Here is a 14,940-nt window from a genome sequence, read left to right as displayed (position 1 = left end):
TTTCCGCATGTTGAACACGTCCTTTTTATTGGTATCCTCAGTATGATAAAAAGGATATCTACGTGTCCACTTTTTATTCTAACTTCAATTCCATTGGTTCGATTCCTTCACTCTTAGACAGATTTCCTTTACTTCTGAACATGATTCCTTCAATCCGGCTACACCCGGCTGGACGCGGAGTCATATTCCTGACCATCATGAATAAGGTTCGCGGCAAATCATCTTTATTATCTAAACAGGTAACTCTTATTTCAATAAAAAACGGATCCAGCCATCATCGGCTGAATCCGCAAAACTTCCTAATATAGTCTCTCCCGATACCCTTCCTCAAGCCTCTTTTGAATACTGTCAGGTGTTGTATCGGGCAGCTTCGTGTGCGCATGAAGAATCTTCGAAGGCTTTGGCAAATCCTCTTTTTCAAGCCAGGAGTCCGGTTTCCAGAGTCCCGAACGAATAAAGGCTTTTGCGCAATGGATATAACATTCCTCTACCTCAACCTGAATTGCAAGCAGCGGCGCTTTCCCCTGAACAGCCATCTTCTCAAGCCACTCAGCATCCTTGACCAGACGCGCTTTGCCATTAATCCGAAGCGTTTCGCCTAACCCGGGAATCATAAATAACAGACCGATCCCCGGATTTTTCAAAATGTTCATCAGCGAGTCGGCCCGTTTATTTCCCGGCCGCTCCGGGATCAGCAGGTGCTTTTCATCCTGAACGAGTACAAAACCAGGTGCGTCCCCACGAGGAGAAGCGTCACATACGCCGTTTTCATCAGCCGTAGACATCGTTAAAAATGGTGATTTTGCTATGTATGCCTCTACATGTTCATCAATGTAGGGAATGACTTTACTCGTTGCATTGATACTCGGTTCGCCGAGATAGTCTCTTAGTTCCTGTTCGCTTGTGATCGAATCTTTCATCATATTCCCTCTGTTTCTCTTGTTTTCATAAAATGAATCAAAGTTAAACGTTCATCAATCACCGTCTGACCCGCAATGTCAAATCCATTTCTTTTATAAAAGTGGATAGCAGGTTCGTTTTTTTCAGCCGTTGAGACACATAAGGTATGGCTCTTATCGTGATGCTCAATTTCTGCAAGCAGTTGGGATGCAATGCCTTTTCTAAAATGATCAGGACTCACAACCAATCGGTGAATATCAAAGTGGTTCCGGTCTATTTTGAATGAAATCACCCCACATAGCACTCCCTGATCCAACCATCCAATAAAGGTTTCACCGCTTACCAAAAGATCTTCAGCTGTTTCCTTTAAAGGCGGAAGGTCCGGATAGCCGATATCTTCGCCTCCATGTGATAAGCTGCACGCTGCACACGCAGAATATCATGGACACATTTATGAACATTCAGCTCACAAATGACGCCTTCACCCTTTCTCCCTCTTCCTTCTCTCCGTAATCAACTCTCCACCCAACCCGTAATTATCCGTATCAATTTCATCAATCACAACCACAGTCGAAGCAGGGTTTTTACCAAGTGTATTTTGCAAAAGCTCTGTGGCACCTTTCACGAGGGCCGCTTTCTCTTCCTTTGTCAAACCGCCGTTCTCTCTTGTTACTTTTATATTTACGTAAGGCATGATGTACCCTCCTTAAATTTTGAGTTCATAATGCAGGAATTCTTCATCCCGCACGTAGCCATTTCGCTCATAAAGTCGCTGGGCCTTTTCGTTATCCGGTGCTGTACTCAGACTGACACTTGCTGCTGACGTTTCCTCGGCAAATTCCTTTACCTGCTGAAGCAACCGCTCTCCTACTCCCTTTTTACGTGCCTGTTCAGAAACATAAAGATCATTTAAAATCCACGCACGTCTCAAGGAAATCGATGAAAAGGTTGGATACAGCTGCGTGAATCCAAGCACCTCATCCCCCTCTTTCGCAAAAAAGATAATTGACTCTCCTTCTGCCAAACGCTCTGATAAATAAGCCTCCGCGCCATCAAGATTGGATGGTTGATTATAAAATTGACGGTACGCATCAAATAATGGTGCCAGTTCCTTACTGTCTTCTTTTGCTGCAAATAAAATATTCATGATCATTCTCCATTTCTTATTTAGGGATCGATAGCGCTTTTCTTAATGTAGCAATGCCAGTATGTACGATTTCCCGATTGTCATCTGTATTTAATTCATTTCTGGCATGGAGCATGGCTGGCCTAAGCGATTCCACTGATCTACCGAATGCCTTCATCCAATCATATCTCGGCACCATCCAGATATGAAAATGATGCGTTGTATCTTCATTGTAAAAGTAATAAACATGCTCAATCCCGAGTTTTTCCCGCTGAGCCGCTCTGATTCTGCCCATAACAGTGATGTAATCCAGACGTTCTTCTTCAGTTAATTCATCAAGGCAAGTGATATGTCTTTTAGATGCTAAAATAACGAGTCCGGGGATCGGATACGCAACGTCCTGATGAGCGTGGAAATACTCCGTTTCACATATGACGCCACCCTCTGGCTCAACAAGTCCACCTGTAATCGCACAACTCAGACACTTCACCTGAACCTCTTCGCCATTTGCCAGTATTAACGTTCTCATTCTGTCACTCCTTAAAAAGGCTCTTCATTCAGTTTTATCGGCCGGAGCGTTCCTTTTTGCCAGTCGGATCGAATCGCTGAATAACAAAGGGCATCATGAAGTTCTCCATGGTTGCCTTCCCATGCATCACGTAAATAGCCTTCCTTGACGAATCCGCTTTTAGAAAACGCCTTTCTCATGCCAATATTATCAACCCTTGTATAAGCCTCGATCCGAATCTTCGGTTCTTTCCGGTCAAACAAATAAGTCTTCAGCCATTCAAGCACTTCAGACCCCGTTCCCTTCCCACGCGCTTTTTCTGCAAGACGGAGATCAAAAACCGGAATCGTATCATCTATATCATGGATGACAAGCAGTCCGATTTTTTCATCATGATCCATCACCCAAAACGTTTCGCGTCTATCTGTATACCATCCACTCTCCACCGTTTTAGCCAAACGGCTTTCAGATGCATGATCTTCTACATGATAAGGCCAATCGCTATCTGTCATAAACGCAAGCAAATCCTGTTGTTCGTTTTGAAATTTTGTCATTTTAATCATCATTTTCTCCACACACCACCCGAGGAAATCTTAAACCCACACGTCTCATAAAAACGTGCGTGTACAGGGTCAAATGTCAGCGTGATAATTTCCAGACCATACCGTTCGGATTCTTCCAAAAGCGTGCTGACGATTCGCGAACCAATGCCAAGATGACGATAATCAGGATGTACCATGATATCCTCCATATAACCATGCTGCAAACCCATTCCGGAAACATATCCAAATCCAATTAAGTCGTCATGATGGTGAACACTTACCCAGAAGTTACAGCGCTGAAAAAGAACAGGGTAATCCTGATCGCGACGATCCCAACCCATTGATTCTCTCAAGTCAGGCACTTCTTTTTCATGGATAGGATGATTAATCAGCACTTTAAAATCAGGCTTCTCTTTCATCAGCCTTTTTCCTTCTCGCCACCACAACCAGCTCGATGCTTTCTTTTCTAAGCGGCTCATGATCCCAGCCGCCATAAACCTCCTCAACGTCATAGCCATGCTGCTTCAGCATTCTTTCAAGCTCCAATGGGAACGTAAAGCGGATACGAATAGAGATTTCCTCTGTTTCAACTTCCGTTTCCCCATCAAATGTGCGGCGCACTTGCAGACAGTCCTGAACCTGAGTAATCGGATCATATACCTCCCGATTTTCTTCCACAACCCGCCTGCCGGATGAATCTGTATAGCTACCCGTGTATTCATCCACGTCTGCCAGGTCATGTAACAGAGGATTTCGCGTGTTGAAAATAAAATATCCATCTGCATGTAAATGCTGTTTAACTGACAGCAGCAGCTGATCCTGCATATCATTGGTTAAAAAATGCTGAAATGAATTACCTGTCATAAAAATGAGCGAGGCGCTCCGTTGCAAGGATAGCTTCGTACAATCCTGCTGAATCCAATCAACCTGAAGTCCCACTGCTTCCGCCTTTTCCTTTGCACGATCCAGCATGCCCTGATGCAAATCAACACCTGTCATGTCATACCCTTCCCTTGCAACAGGAATCGTCAATCTTCCAGTCCCACAGGCAAGTTCAATGATGTGGTCAGGCTTGATCCTTTGGGCATAATCCAGAATGAGGGGAAGGTCCGCCTTATAATTTTCCTGTATGTAATCGTATTTTTCAGAATTGTGATAGGGTTGAAGATTGTCTTTATCTAAAACATTCATATTGTCACCTCTTATTTGGATACCAAATCAGCCGTTCAGCAGCGTATTCATGACTGATCGCGGCCACTTGATCTTCAATGATTGTAAATACTAATTTCCTGTCTAACTGCTCATCTACATAACTGAGCACCTCTATTCCCTGCTCCCGATCATAGGACCTGTTTGGTTCATTTCCGTAAGCCTCCAGCACGGCATCTCTTGAGTCAGTAATATGAATACCTTTCGCCGTTTTAAGCTCCTCATCCTTTCCAATGATCGTGATCTGAATAATCTCCTTTGATTCCCGATCCACACTCACAATCACAGATTCATTCCACCACTGATCGAAACGACGTGACTGAACGTAATATTGATTATCAGGATGCTCCTGTAAATTGAGTTGACCAACCAACTCAGCCTCTAAAACAACTCCGAGCTCAACGCCAGGATAACCTTCCTGCTGAAGTGTTGTGTGAATCGTTTCTCCTTTGCCCTCAGAACCTGCATCTTCAAAACAGCCCGTCAGCAATAATTGAAATCTGATGATAAGCAATACGAGCCATTTGTCCTTCATTCTCATCACTCCATTAGACGGACTTCTGCCTATTAAGTTCCAGATAAAAGAAATGAAATCCTTTATATCCATTAAAAAACCCTTCCACTTTTTTAATGGGAGGGTTCTTCGTAAGTGTACTGTATTGTTTGAATACCTCTAAATAAGAGAAATATTGTGCCTGCAATAGATAATAAGATAAGCGGCCATGCCTGTAAGCCGGAAAGAATCGTTCCGACCACAATTGAGGCAAACGCCCAAATGATGGCGGCAAAATATGGACGTGAAAAATAAATCTCATCAAGCAGCTGATACGAGACAAAGAGGGCTGCCACCAGGATGACTGCCTGCCACGATAATCCCGAGACACCTCCCTGAGGAAGTCCATAATAATGAAGGGCAGAAGCGAGATTTGAAAAGACTGCGACAGTTGTCCAGCCGTAATAAAGCGCAAAGCTTCCACGCACAAAGTATTGCGTCCATTTAGAAAAGGTCTCTGTTAAAAGCCTCAGATAAATTGTTCTCAGCAGGAGACCCATACCGATAAATACGAGAACGGTCCCCCACAGCTCCTGCATCGAAGCGAGCCAGATCCAGTAGGCAAAACCCATGAATATCAGTATCGCTGAGCCTGCAATTTCATCAAAGACCCTCATCTTATAAGTTCGGGGGAGTAGCTGATAGACAGCGTAGATCATCGTTCCAAGCACGATGACAGACCAGATGGAAAACGCATATCCGGCAGGGATAATAAAGGGATCTGTCCCTTGCGTTGAAAACAAATCACCACTTCGGCGTTCAATCAGAATCACCGAAACCGGCTGGAATAACGCAAAAAAGAGTACTGCAAAGCGGCGCAGTAATACTCCAAGCGACTTTAATTTGCTTATCCAACGATTTGTCATCTCAGCTGCTCCTTCCTGACATATATTATAATACGAATATTCAAAAAATAATAATGATAACTGAAATTTTGACTTGATATCAGAGAAAACTAGCTTGAGTATACAAAGAAATAAGCAGGTTTTCAATTTGCTTTTAGGCATTTAGCCGGCGCAAATCCGCATATTGGACTTTTCTGGAGCAAAAGGGCTGTGAATCGCGGCCAACTATGGTTTGATGGAATCAGCTTTTGTAGTGAAGGAATCCTGTGAAACAATGAAGGGATTGTTACAGTGGAATGAAGGGAAAAATGGAGGCTTGAGCGTTTATGAAGGAATTAAATGTTCATAAGCCTGAATCTATTTTTCAAAAGAAGGAATTATTTTTTCAAACGATTGAATCATTTAAAGTAGAGAAGGAATTCCGCCGCACCAGCCACATCCGGCCCTCAAATTCACATAAAAAACCGGAACCGCTCACCACCGCAGTCCCGGTATCAATTCATTTCTTCGAGATAATCTCATCCACAATCCCATATTCCATCGCTTCTTCTGCTGTCATAAAATAATCCCGATCAGTGTCAGCCGCAACCTTTTCAACAGGCTGGCCGGTGCGGTCTGAGATGATTTGATTGATATGCTTACGCAGCTTCAGAATTCGTTTAGCGGAGATTTCGAGGTCTGTTGCCTGTCCCCGGGCTCCACCAAGCGGCTGATGAATCATGATTTCGCTGTTTGGAAGTGCCATACGCTTACCTTTTGTTCCGCCGATCAGAAGCATGGCGCCAAAGGATGCTGCCATACCGGTGCAGATGGTGCGGACGTCCGGCTGAATGTATTGCATCGTATCATAAATCGCAAAGCCGGCAGATGTTGAGCCGCCAGGACTGTTGATGTACAAAGAAATCTCCTTTTCCGGGTTATCTGCTGCAAGAAACAACAGCTGAGCGACGATGCTGTTGGCCATCTGATCATTGATTTCCTCACTCACCATGATGATCCGGTCCTTTAACAGACGGGAATAAATATCATAGGAGCGCTCACCTTTACTCGATTGCTCTATTACATAAGGAATAGTCGCCATGTTCGTTTCCTCCTTCACGCATTATGCTGCAAGTGAGAGAACGGTTGAAGAAGGGAAGCTGACCACCTTTTTCAGGCTGGCTGTCGGGGTGAAAATGGCCGGGAGCATCGCCAAAAGTTTTTCGGGATCCTGCATGGAAACAGCGTCCACTAAAACCGGGAACAGTTCTTCCCGCAGCTCTTCCTCCCAAAAACTTTCGATATCTGATTCAGACAGTCCCTTCACTCTGGCGCGCGCACGATTCAGGAGTGCCTTAACACCCGCTTCCGTCATACCCATCAGCTCAGCAATTTCAGAAATTTTGTATTGAAATCCTTCTTTTAAAACGAAGGTTACTAATTGTTTAGGCGTCAGATTTTTCGCCAGAACGCCCATCAGATCCTCAGATTCTTCTGACACAGGCTGGTGGATCGGTTCATGAATCACCTGAGCCTCCCGCTCCATTTTCCGGACGCGGTCCACCCACACATGATAAGCAATCTTTTTCAAAAGAGCCGCATTCCAGTCCTCGATCTTATATGCGTTCAGTGCCTTTGCCAGTGCCTCCTGAGCAACTTCTTCACGATCCCATTTATTACGGGTCAGAAACTGGCAGTAACGTTCAAGCCTGGAGATCAGCTCCCCAACCTCCTCCTGCTGGCCTTTCACTAATGTCAGGTTTGCGCGCATAACCTTCCCTCCTTCGTACTCTCACCCCTGAAACGAACAGGCTCTGCAAAAAGATATGGGTAAGTGTGTTTTCTTTAAATGTATACCGGGTCAGAACGATGAGCAAATTTGAAACGGGCTGTCAATCAAACGTTTGTTTTACGCTCTAAGGTGTACAGTTGTTATAACTAGCCCTTTCTCCCGCTCTGCGAAAGGTTCTTGATTTAAGTGAGTCAAAGACTTTATCTGAGTTTATATATTTTGTAAACGTAGCCCAGGTACGGAAGACCCGTAAAAATCAGGCTGATGAGTGAGAGGCCCAACAAAACAGACAGGCTGACTGATAAAACAGCTTCAACAGCATCAGGAAACGTTAAGGTATTCACTAAATAAAGCAGCAGTGCGATGCACAGTGTAACTGCCAGAGACCAGATTGCTCCTTTTTTAACGAAGTTCTTTTCATTGGAGTACTTCTCAAGTGTTGAAGGACGATCTGTGTAGATCGGCGTAACACCCGGCTGTGATGTAAAAAGATGAATATAATTCGCCTGAGATCCTACATGTGTCCAACCCGCTTCCTTAAAGAGCTCAAAATACTCTTCATCCGGATTGCTTCTGTAATCAATCGCAAACTGAAGCTCTTGAGGCTCACCTTTTTTGAGGATATATCCCATAAAAGCAAAACGGTCAAACACCCATCCTTTTTTTGAAAGTCTCGATAGTTTCATCATATCCTTTTCTTCACTAAACGCCAGTCCGCCACTCATGATATACCTTCTTTTCATCAAAAATCCTCTCCTTTCTGACTGAATATCGTTTTGGCCTGCTGAATCATTTCTTCTCTTCTTTTAATATCATTTTTCAGAAGCGATATGCCCTGTTCTGTAATGATGTAAGTCTTTTTATCCTTTTCTTCCTCAAGCTGCTCAATCATGCCTGCTGATAAAAGCTTTTTTATCGAGGTGTACATAGATGCCGGACCCACGGTAAAGCTCCCTTTCGTCAATTCCTCGATCGTCTTCATAATTAAATAGCCATGTCTCGCCTCTACAAGAGCCAGCAAAATATAATAATACGTGTCAGTCAGTTCACCAGTCTGAAGTACATCGTTTCTAGCCAAGCAGGAACCTCCTCTACTATATCGTTTAATGATATATCATTAAATGTATTATATCGTTTAATGATATATTAAGCAATAAAAAAAGCAGGATGAGAAAATCCCGCTTTACTCATTAAGTAATATTCTTTTTATAAACGCCGTCTTCCGCTCCGCATAAAGATGTTTGTCATTTTGATGAGCGTCTGCCAGCTCGCGCTTCAATGACTCGTATTCTCTCATGACCTGCTCATCATTCCTCAAAATATCCCGAAGCTTCAACTGTTCTTCCAAATACGGACTTCCTGTTTCGTAAACGTGGATCTGATGCGTTCTCGGCTCTCCTTTACTAAAATAATGACGATCAGGTAAAATCGCTGTCCCTTTATAGTCGTAATCAAGCTTCTCCAGAGGCGCAATGCAGGCTTCTCCAAGCTTAAATGATTCTACCTCGACCGCCATATCAAGGATCGGTTTTGCGCTGAGCCCGGGAACGGACGTGCTTCCAATATGATGCACCTCCAGAATAAACGCACCCGCCAGCTCTTCAATACGCTTCTTTTCAGATTCAAATTCACGCTGCCAACCTTCTGTCCATGGCACGAGAAAAACTTCCCCTTTAGGCAATCCCAGCACGTTTCGCCACCTCAATTTCTTTTTGAAGCCCTTTGATGACCTCATCATAATAAAATGCAGGGTGAGGAACAAAGTTTTCCCTTTCTGCAGGTTTTTTCAGTTCAGCTTGCTCACCATGTTCATCAATCTCAAATCCCTCAATGAGCACCTGATCACGCTTTCCGCTCCAAAGCTCCGCGAATGCATCAAATGGGATTTTCACCATTCCTGCTACTTCTTCGGGCTGCAGAACGAAAGCTCGGATTGGTGTAGTAGATATGTAAACGTATGTATGTGCCAGCTCGCGGTCAATCAGCGCACCATTTTTCACAGCATACGGAATGACGCCGATCGATTTCAAGTCAGACAGTTTCACCCTCAATCCGATCTCTTCCTCTACCTCGCGGACACCCTCCTCCACTGTCTCACCCGCAAGCATATGTCCAGCTGCCGCGATATCGAGCAGTCCCGGGTAATCTTTTTTAACCGCACTGCGCAGCTGGAGGTAAACATATGGAACATCTTTCTCAAAAGCAATGATCCAGCAGTGAAAAGCTTCGTGCCAGTATCCCTTCTCATGAACCTCACGTCTCGTTGCCTCTCCGATTTTTTCATGTTGCTCATTAAATACCGTTAATTTTTCTGATTCCATTCATAAACCTCTTTTCTTTCTTGACATTTGGTACACTTAGTTTAACAAATGATTCCATACAGGAGGAACCCGATGACCATTTTATTCCTGATTCTAGGCGCGGCACTTTTTTGGGCAGGTCTCTTCACGCCCATCAGCAACTTATATACAATGCCACCTGCATTTTTGTTTTTCGCTGGTGCGATTGTTTTGAGTATTACGAGGCCGGGAAAAAAAGAAACATAATTAGTAACGTATCTTCCAACGCCTAATTTCATTTCATCTATTTACCAAAAAACATAAAAATTATTTAAAAAGTACTGGAATTTAATTCTAGAGAAGGTTAAAATGGTAAATATAAGAAGTGAGGTGGGCGTATGGAACTGATGTATATCATGATCATTTTTGCTGTCGTTATTGGTGGCATGGCTATCTATCAACTGTTTAAACAAACCGGATTTTCTTTTTCTAATCAAAATCCAAACTTACTTTTTGCCAAACAGCTGACCATTACCTTGCTTAGCATCTATATTCTCATCGGTTCTGCTTTGGCGTTTGTTTTATTTATGTAGACAATGGAATAAATGAATCTTAGAGATCCCTTTATTCGTATCGAATAAAAAAGAATTGGGGGACTGACATGAATATAAAAATTGCTGCTTTTTTCTCGTTACTTACTGTAGGCTCATTATGTCTTGTATTTTCTAACCTATTGGACCTTCCGGGAATCATCAAAACGGTCATGTTGATTTTAGCTGTTGGTTTGAACATGACAGCGGCAGTTGGCTTGTTTGGAATCGTCCAGAAACAGAAACTTCAGGCTGATGAATAAAGGAAAATCCCCTATAGAACATGAGGGGATTTTTTTAGTTTAGCTGATTTACAAAAAGAACGCGGTCCTGCCCATTACCATCGTAGTCCGGGAACACCGAAATCTCTCCTGCCTGATCAGGACCTTCCTGAATGGAAAATCCCATTTTCCGATGAAACGCAATGGACCGCTCATTTACAGGTGAAGTAACCGCTTTGATGAGGGTGCGGTTTTTCTTTTGAGCCGTCTCAAAGAAGGTCTCATATAAAAGACGCCCTACCTGGTGCCGGCGATAATCCGGGTGGACACCAACAAAGTGGATATACGCTTCCCGTGAATGGCTTTGAGAGAAAAATCCGCAAAGAAAACCGATTACTTCCCCCCTATCCTCTGCAATAAAGCTTGTCTCGTTAAAATGAACGAAAAACAACCTCGGCAGCATGTCCGCCATCCGGCGACCACTCCACCACTCATTTATTACTGGTGAAACACGTTCAAAATCAGATGCCTTCAGCTGTCGAATCAAAACGGATGACATGATCTTTCCACTCCTTTTTTCTATCATACCAAAAGAAGGTTTCAGCCTTCCTGAAAAGTGGAAACCTCTTTATAGGAGAGGAGTGCGTGATATGAAGACCATCGATGAATATTTCCAGAGAGATTATGAAACGTCCAGAGCTGTTTTCCGAAAAAACTTCGAGAAAATCAAGCGCATCTGGCCGAATGCTGAGATGACCACTCATTTTATCGGACAGGAGTCTGATGATAATACAATTGACATGATTTATACAGAGGGCACACATGAGAACGAACGGGTGCTTTTTATGACGACTGGAGAACATGGGATTGAAGGGTTTGCTGGAGCTGCGATGCTCGATGTGTTCGCTCATGAGCTTGCCTATCTGCTCGATGAAAAAAGAACGGGACTATGTCTGATCCATGCCGTGAATCCATGGGGTATGCGTCACCGGAGACGGGTTACTGAAAACAACATCGATCTGAACCGGAATTATCTCGTTGAACCTGAGCAAGTACCCGAAAACGCAAATCTTGAATATGAAAAGCTGCAGGAGTTATTTTTGCCATCTGGGAAGATCGAAAGCCTGCTCGTGGAGAAATCAAATATACGGAACCATATGGCAAAAGGCGCTGTAAATGAAGGCTACAGTGGCTTAATGTCTGCTAAAGGCATGGGCCAGTATGAGTTTCCGAAGGGTGTCTACTACGGTGGCAAGGAAAAAGAAGAATCGGCCATCTTTCTGAAAGGCATTCAGGAAAAACTGCTGGCAACTTTTGATCGTGTCATTCATTTAGACTGGCACACAGCCCTCGGGCCCTCCAATGAAGTCACCATGGTGATGAGCGACCGTGATGGACGGACCGTCAAAGAATTGAAAAAGACTTACGGGTTAAAGAATATTCAGGAGTATGATCCCGAGGATGTCAAAGGGGACTCGACCAACCACTTTTACGCCATCAAAAACCGGATGTATCCTGATAAATACTTATTCTCTGCACTGTTTGAATTCGGCACATTCGGAACGAGTATGTCCGCCACCATCCGTGAATTCCTGACGATCATTCTGGAAAATCAGCTGTATTGGGAAGGCGCCGTCCACGAAAAAGACCGCCAGGAAATCCTCGATGAATTCACAGCCATGTTCTACCCGGATGACCATGAATGGCGCCTCGCCGTTCTTCAGGAAGGCCGGAAAGCAATGGAGAGTGTGTTTCGGAATGAAGGATTGTATGTGATTAAAGGATAAAAGATGTGACCCGGCTGCGGCCGGGTTTTTTGTTGGTTTGACGCGGAGATGGGTTGGTTTTTGACGGAGGTGGTTTCGCGGCAAACTGGGGGTTCGGGGATCAAGAGACCCGCGCCGGATTCCTTCACTCGCTTCAAGGATTCAGGCTTTTGAAAAATTAATTGCCTCGTTTCAGATTTTAATTCCTTCTTTCTGGATTTTTATTCCTTCAATAGACCTTTGAGCCGTTTTTATTCCTTCAATCCATACTCGGATTCCTTCACTCCCTTACCTGAATTCCTTCACTACGATCAATAATTCCCTCACTCCCAAACACACGCCCTGACCGTTTGACGCGGCACCACCCCTGCTGATCGCAAAACAGCTGTTTCCGCGGCAAACTAAAAATCCAAAAAAAGGTGACATTCATTTCCATCGTGTGGTATGATCAATGAAATTTATTTGCGATGAAGAGAAGAGTAGGTAACCAGAATCCTCAAAAGAGAGCTCCGGCTGGTGAAAAGGAGCAGGCTGACGGTTATTGAAACAAGCCTCTGAGCATTTTGCCGGATCCTAAATGGGTGATGGCAGAACGGCTGCTTCCGTTATCGAGCTTGGGTATACGCATAAAGCTGTACCTGAAAAGGTTGATATGGCGACATATGAACAAACTGAGGTGGCACCGCGAATCAAATCTCGCCCTCAAGACAACAGTCTTGGAGGTGGGGTTTTTTATTTTTCAACAAACGAAAAGGCGGTGTTCACATGAGTGTTGCAGCTATACGACTATTGATTTCCATGGGTTTTGCAAGCCTAGGGGGCTGGATTTACTTTATTGCGTTAAACCTGATTATTTTTAACGAGACGGGATCTGCAGCCGCCGTAGCCGCTCTTTACATGATCCGCCCTGTGTCAGCATTGCTGACGACTTTCTGGGGTGGCAGTCTGGTGGACCGTGTTTCTAAAAAACGGTTGCTGCTCTCACTGTTCATTGGTCAGAGTATCCTCGTGATAGGGGTTGCGTTCTCTATTGAATATATTTGGATTTGTTATGTGCTGGTGTTTTTTCTGCAAATGCTGAGCTCTCTTTATGAGCCGGCAATGCTTACTTTCACAGCTGAAATGATTCCTGACCACAAGATGCAACGCTTCAATTCAATCCGCAGCTTACTTGACTCAGGGGCTTTTCTTTTGGGACCTGCTGTGGCTGGAGTCATCCTGATGGCCGGGAGCCCGATGCTTGCTATTTACATGAATGCGTGTGCGCTTGCAGTGGCGGCTGTGCTCATTGCATTTATTAAAGAAAAAGGAAAAAAGAGTGTGTCGATCCCTTCTTTTTCGATAAAAACGGATCTGGTGGCAGACTGGAAACTCGCTCTGTCGTTTAGATACGATCAACCTGTTGTCGCGATCGCATACTTTCTGTTTACAGGCTTTGTTGTAATGCAGACAGCTGTTGATTCTCTGGAGGTTTCGTTTTCAAAAGAAGTACTGCTGCTTTCAGACAGTGATTATGGATTTCTTGTCAGCGTTGCGGGAGCCGGGATTCTAATTGGCTCCGTGATCAATTTGTACGGCGCTGACCGATTCAATATCAGAACGATGATCCAGGCTGGTGCTGTGATGACCGCAGTCGGTTATATGATCTTTGCCACTTCAAATCACTTTATTGTTGCCTGTCTGGGCGTGTTCATCATCGGACTCGCTTTATCTTTTGCGAATACAGGATTTCTGACGTACATTCAAACACATATTCCGGTCGATCGCATGGGCCGTGTGTCCAGCCTGTTTGATTTTATCGGAGCTCTTGGCATTGTCATGATCACAGCTCTGTTCGCATACTCAGCTGAATTCATCTCAATCAGAATGACTGTGTTAACAGGTTCGATGGTCATGCTATTGATCACGATTCTGCTCGGGAGGACACAGTCAGAAACAGGATTTTCTGGTGCAGTCAAAATAAAAAGTGGCGTGTGAAGTTAACAGGGGGGACGGAGCGGGTGCGCCATTTGCCGTGCTCTGTCCCTATAAACATTACTGTTCAACAGGGGACAGGTCTCAATAAAAGGAACACTTCCTCCGTCCCCCTGTTTTAGTATTCATTCTCAAGCAAACTAAACAAAGAGGAGTCCCTCCAGCCATCTCTAATGAACAAATCATCCCGTAACCTGCCATCGTATGTCATGCCTAGTTTTTGTAATAGATTTGAAGAAGCTGTATTTCTGGGATCACATGTGGCAAAGATTTTATGCAGCTCAAGTTCTTTGAATCCATACGCAACCAGCCTTTTCGCTGCCTCTGACGCAAACCCATTACCCCAGAATTCAGGGTGAAGAATATAGGACAGTTCTCCACTTCGATTGTATTCCTTTATATTTAACTCGACAGCACCAATCAGCTGCTTCGTTTCTTTCAAAACAACGCCAAGTGCATATCTTTCTCTCGGTTGATGAAGAGCAGCTTCTAAGGCTTCTATGACGAATTCCCGTGTCTCTTCTTCCGTATTGGGACCCCAAGGTTGATATTTGCTCACATCAGGAATAGAAGCGTACTGATGAACCTCGTACCAGTCTCCATCTTCCAAGTCTCTCAAGATCAATCTGTTTGTTTGCAGTTGTATCTTCATCGCG

23 protein-coding genes and 1 other annotated feature are annotated in these 14,940 nt (G+C 44.1%); of the genes, 5 read left to right on the top strand and 18 right to left on the bottom strand.

From position 1 onward, the window contains the following. Positions 1-299: 299 nt before the first annotated feature. The 16 genes from E2491_RS14040 to E2491_RS13965 form a co-directional block, all read right to left on the bottom strand. Positions 300-923, bottom strand: a complete 624-nt coding sequence (locus E2491_RS14040) for a pyridoxamine 5'-phosphate oxidase family protein (RefSeq protein ID WP_134376240.1) — start codon at positions 921-923, stop codon at positions 300-302. After that, a complete protein-coding gene (locus tag E2491_RS14035; protein WP_371414484.1) occupies positions 920-1,294 on the bottom strand; it encodes a GNAT family N-acetyltransferase in 375 nt (124 codons plus the stop codon). The genes E2491_RS14040 and E2491_RS14035 overlap by 4 nt, the downstream gene beginning before the upstream one ends. 87 nt (positions 1,295-1,381) lie before the next feature. Continuing rightward, positions 1,382-1,594: a tautomerase family protein gene (locus E2491_RS14030; protein WP_134376239.1), complete on the bottom strand. Its 213-nt coding sequence runs from the start codon at positions 1,592-1,594 to the stop codon at positions 1,382-1,384. 12 nt (positions 1,595-1,606) lie between these two features. Further along, a complete protein-coding gene (locus E2491_RS14025) occupies positions 1,607-2,047 on the bottom strand; it encodes a GNAT family N-acetyltransferase (RefSeq protein WP_134376238.1) in 441 nt (146 codons plus the stop codon). Positions 2,048-2,063: 16 nt separating this feature from the next. Further along, positions 2,064-2,555, bottom strand: a complete 492-nt coding sequence (locus E2491_RS14020) for an HIT family protein (RefSeq protein ID WP_134376237.1) — start codon at positions 2,553-2,555, stop codon at positions 2,064-2,066. Between the two features lie 11 nt (positions 2,556-2,566). Next, entirely contained in the window at positions 2,567-3,100 is a 534-nt protein-coding gene (locus E2491_RS14015; protein WP_134376236.1) for a GNAT family N-acetyltransferase, read from the bottom strand. After that, the gene (locus E2491_RS14010; protein WP_134376235.1) at positions 3,097-3,495 is read right to left on the bottom strand and encodes a GNAT family N-acetyltransferase; all 399 of its coding nucleotides are present in this window, start codon (positions 3,493-3,495) and stop codon (positions 3,097-3,099) included. Before E2491_RS14010 ends, E2491_RS14015 begins: the two co-directional genes overlap by 4 nt. Continuing rightward, entirely contained in the window at positions 3,479-4,267 is a 789-nt protein-coding gene (locus tag E2491_RS14005) for a class I SAM-dependent DNA methyltransferase (protein ID WP_134376234.1), read from the bottom strand. Before E2491_RS14005 ends, E2491_RS14010 begins: the two co-directional genes overlap by 17 nt. Positions 4,268-4,271: 4 nt before the next feature. Continuing rightward, positions 4,272-4,820, bottom strand: a complete 549-nt coding sequence (locus E2491_RS14000) for a hypothetical protein (RefSeq protein ID WP_134376233.1) — start codon at positions 4,818-4,820, stop codon at positions 4,272-4,274. A 92-nt stretch (positions 4,821-4,912) separates the two neighbouring features. Further along, positions 4,913-5,704, bottom strand: a complete 792-nt coding sequence (locus E2491_RS13995; protein WP_134376232.1) for a hypothetical protein — start codon at positions 5,702-5,704, stop codon at positions 4,913-4,915. Positions 5,705-6,182: 478 nt separating this feature from the next. Further along, entirely contained in the window at positions 6,183-6,764 is a 582-nt protein-coding gene (gene clpP, locus E2491_RS13990; RefSeq protein ID WP_134376231.1) for an ATP-dependent Clp endopeptidase proteolytic subunit ClpP, read from the bottom strand. Between the two features lie 21 nt (positions 6,765-6,785). Beyond that, on the bottom strand, positions 6,786-7,433 hold the full coding sequence (locus tag E2491_RS13985) for a sigma factor-like helix-turn-helix DNA-binding protein (protein WP_134376230.1): 648 nt from the start codon (positions 7,431-7,433) through the stop codon (positions 6,786-6,788). A 221-nt stretch (positions 7,434-7,654) separates the two neighbouring features. Beyond that, a complete protein-coding gene (locus tag E2491_RS13980; RefSeq protein ID WP_134376229.1) occupies positions 7,655-8,197 on the bottom strand; it encodes a DUF2812 domain-containing protein in 543 nt (180 codons plus the stop codon). Then, positions 8,197-8,532 (bottom strand): PadR family transcriptional regulator, encoded by a 336-nt coding sequence (locus E2491_RS13975; protein WP_134376228.1) that lies wholly within the window; start codon positions 8,530-8,532, stop codon positions 8,197-8,199. Before E2491_RS13975 ends, E2491_RS13980 begins: the two co-directional genes overlap by 1 nt. Before the next feature lie 105 nt (positions 8,533-8,637). Beyond that, complete coding sequence (locus E2491_RS13970; protein WP_134376227.1) at positions 8,638-9,144, bottom strand: GrpB family protein; 507 nt, start codon at positions 9,142-9,144, stop codon at positions 8,638-8,640. Further along, positions 9,128-9,775, bottom strand: coding sequence for an NUDIX hydrolase (locus E2491_RS13965; protein WP_134376226.1), 648 nt, complete (start codon positions 9,773-9,775; stop codon positions 9,128-9,130). The genes E2491_RS13970 and E2491_RS13965 overlap by 17 nt, the downstream gene beginning before the upstream one ends. Positions 9,776-9,847: 72 nt before the next feature. Between E2491_RS13965 and E2491_RS17560 the strand changes: the two genes are divergently transcribed. From E2491_RS17560 to E2491_RS13955, 3 genes are all read left to right on the top strand, one after another. Then, on the top strand, positions 9,848-10,000 hold the full coding sequence (locus E2491_RS17560) for a hypothetical protein (protein ID WP_166805893.1): 153 nt from the start codon (positions 9,848-9,850) through the stop codon (positions 9,998-10,000). Positions 10,001-10,131: 131 nt separating this feature from the next. Then, positions 10,132-10,326 (top strand): hypothetical protein, encoded by a 195-nt coding sequence (locus E2491_RS13960; protein ID WP_134376225.1) that lies wholly within the window; start codon positions 10,132-10,134, stop codon positions 10,324-10,326. A 68-nt stretch (positions 10,327-10,394) separates the two neighbouring features. Further along, entirely contained in the window at positions 10,395-10,586 is a 192-nt protein-coding gene (locus E2491_RS13955; RefSeq protein ID WP_134376224.1) for a hypothetical protein, read from the top strand. Positions 10,587-10,620: 34 nt separating this feature from the next. Here E2491_RS13955 and E2491_RS13950 read toward each other — a convergent pair whose 3' ends face one another. Beyond that, on the bottom strand, positions 10,621-11,103 hold the full coding sequence (locus tag E2491_RS13950) for a GNAT family N-acetyltransferase (RefSeq protein ID WP_134376223.1): 483 nt from the start codon (positions 11,101-11,103) through the stop codon (positions 10,621-10,623). Between the two features lie 91 nt (positions 11,104-11,194). Between E2491_RS13950 and E2491_RS13945 the strand changes: the two genes are divergently transcribed. Beyond that, a complete protein-coding gene (locus E2491_RS13945; protein ID WP_134376222.1) occupies positions 11,195-12,331 on the top strand; it encodes a M14 family metallopeptidase in 1,137 nt (378 codons plus the stop codon). 437 nt (positions 12,332-12,768) lie between these two features. After that, positions 12,769-13,017 (top strand) — a binding site (T-box leader). A 58-nt stretch (positions 13,018-13,075) separates the two neighbouring features. Then, positions 13,076-14,287 (top strand): MFS transporter, encoded by a 1,212-nt coding sequence (locus tag E2491_RS13935; protein ID WP_134376220.1) that lies wholly within the window; start codon positions 13,076-13,078, stop codon positions 14,285-14,287. Between the two features lie 115 nt (positions 14,288-14,402). Here E2491_RS13935 and E2491_RS13930 read toward each other — a convergent pair whose 3' ends face one another. After that, positions 14,403-14,936, bottom strand: coding sequence for a GNAT family N-acetyltransferase (locus tag E2491_RS13930; protein ID WP_134376219.1), 534 nt, complete (start codon positions 14,934-14,936; stop codon positions 14,403-14,405). Positions 14,937-14,940 lie beyond the last annotated feature (4 nt).

It is taken from the genome of Jeotgalibacillus sp. R-1-5s-1 (assembly GCF_004405105.1).
Classification (GTDB): Bacteria; Bacillota; Bacilli; order Bacillales; family Jeotgalibacillaceae; genus Jeotgalibacillus.
This window is presented reverse-complemented; position numbering and strand designations above follow the sequence as displayed.

Bases quoted from the DNA above. Each gene is read 5' to 3' on its own strand.
- E2491_RS14030 (WP_134376239.1), bottom strand. From the start codon at position 1,594: ATGCCTTACGTAAATATAAAAGTAACAAGAGAGAACGGCGGTTTGACA.
- E2491_RS13945 (WP_134376222.1), top strand. From the start codon at position 11,195: ATGAAGACCATCGATGAATATTTCCAGAGAGATTATGAAACGTCCAGA.
- E2491_RS14005 (WP_134376234.1), bottom strand. From the start codon at position 4,267: ATGAATGTTTTAGATAAAGACAATCTTCAACCCTATCACAATTCTGAA.
- E2491_RS14010 (WP_134376235.1), bottom strand. From the start codon at position 3,495: ATGAAAGAGAAGCCTGATTTTAAAGTGCTGATTAATCATCCTATCCAT.
- E2491_RS13995 (WP_134376232.1), bottom strand. From the start codon at position 5,704: ATGACAAATCGTTGGATAAGCAAATTAAAGTCGCTTGGAGTATTACTG.
- clpP (WP_134376231.1), bottom strand. From the start codon at position 6,764: ATGGCGACTATTCCTTATGTAATAGAGCAATCGAGTAAAGGTGAGCGC.
- E2491_RS14020 (WP_134376237.1), bottom strand. From the start codon at position 2,555: ATGAGAACGTTAATACTGGCAAATGGCGAAGAGGTTCAGGTGAAGTGT.
- E2491_RS14025 (WP_134376238.1), bottom strand. From the start codon at position 2,047: ATGAATATTTTATTTGCAGCAAAAGAAGACAGTAAGGAACTGGCACCA.
- E2491_RS13985 (WP_134376230.1), bottom strand. From the start codon at position 7,433: ATGCGCGCAAACCTGACATTAGTGAAAGGCCAGCAGGAGGAGGTTGGG.
- E2491_RS13930 (WP_134376219.1), bottom strand. From the start codon at position 14,936: ATGAAGATACAACTGCAAACAAACAGATTGATCTTGAGAGACTTGGAA.
- E2491_RS13935 (WP_134376220.1), top strand. From the start codon at position 13,076: ATGAGTGTTGCAGCTATACGACTATTGATTTCCATGGGTTTTGCAAGC.
- E2491_RS17560 (WP_166805893.1), top strand. From the start codon at position 9,848: ATGACCATTTTATTCCTGATTCTAGGCGCGGCACTTTTTTGGGCAGGT.
- E2491_RS13980 (WP_134376229.1), bottom strand. From the start codon at position 8,197: ATGAAAAGAAGGTATATCATGAGTGGCGGACTGGCGTTTAGTGAAGAA.
- E2491_RS13965 (WP_134376226.1), bottom strand. From the start codon at position 9,775: ATGGAATCAGAAAAATTAACGGTATTTAATGAGCAACATGAAAAAATC.
- E2491_RS14000 (WP_134376233.1), bottom strand. From the start codon at position 4,820: ATGAAGGACAAATGGCTCGTATTGCTTATCATCAGATTTCAATTATTG.
- E2491_RS14015 (WP_134376236.1), bottom strand. From the start codon at position 3,100: ATGATGATTAAAATGACAAAATTTCAAAACGAACAACAGGATTTGCTT.
- E2491_RS13955 (WP_134376224.1), top strand. From the start codon at position 10,395: ATGAATATAAAAATTGCTGCTTTTTTCTCGTTACTTACTGTAGGCTCA.
- E2491_RS14040 (WP_134376240.1), bottom strand. From the start codon at position 923: ATGATGAAAGATTCGATCACAAGCGAACAGGAACTAAGAGACTATCTC.
- E2491_RS13950 (WP_134376223.1), bottom strand. From the start codon at position 11,103: ATGTCATCCGTTTTGATTCGACAGCTGAAGGCATCTGATTTTGAACGT.
- E2491_RS13960 (WP_134376225.1), top strand. From the start codon at position 10,132: ATGGAACTGATGTATATCATGATCATTTTTGCTGTCGTTATTGGTGGC.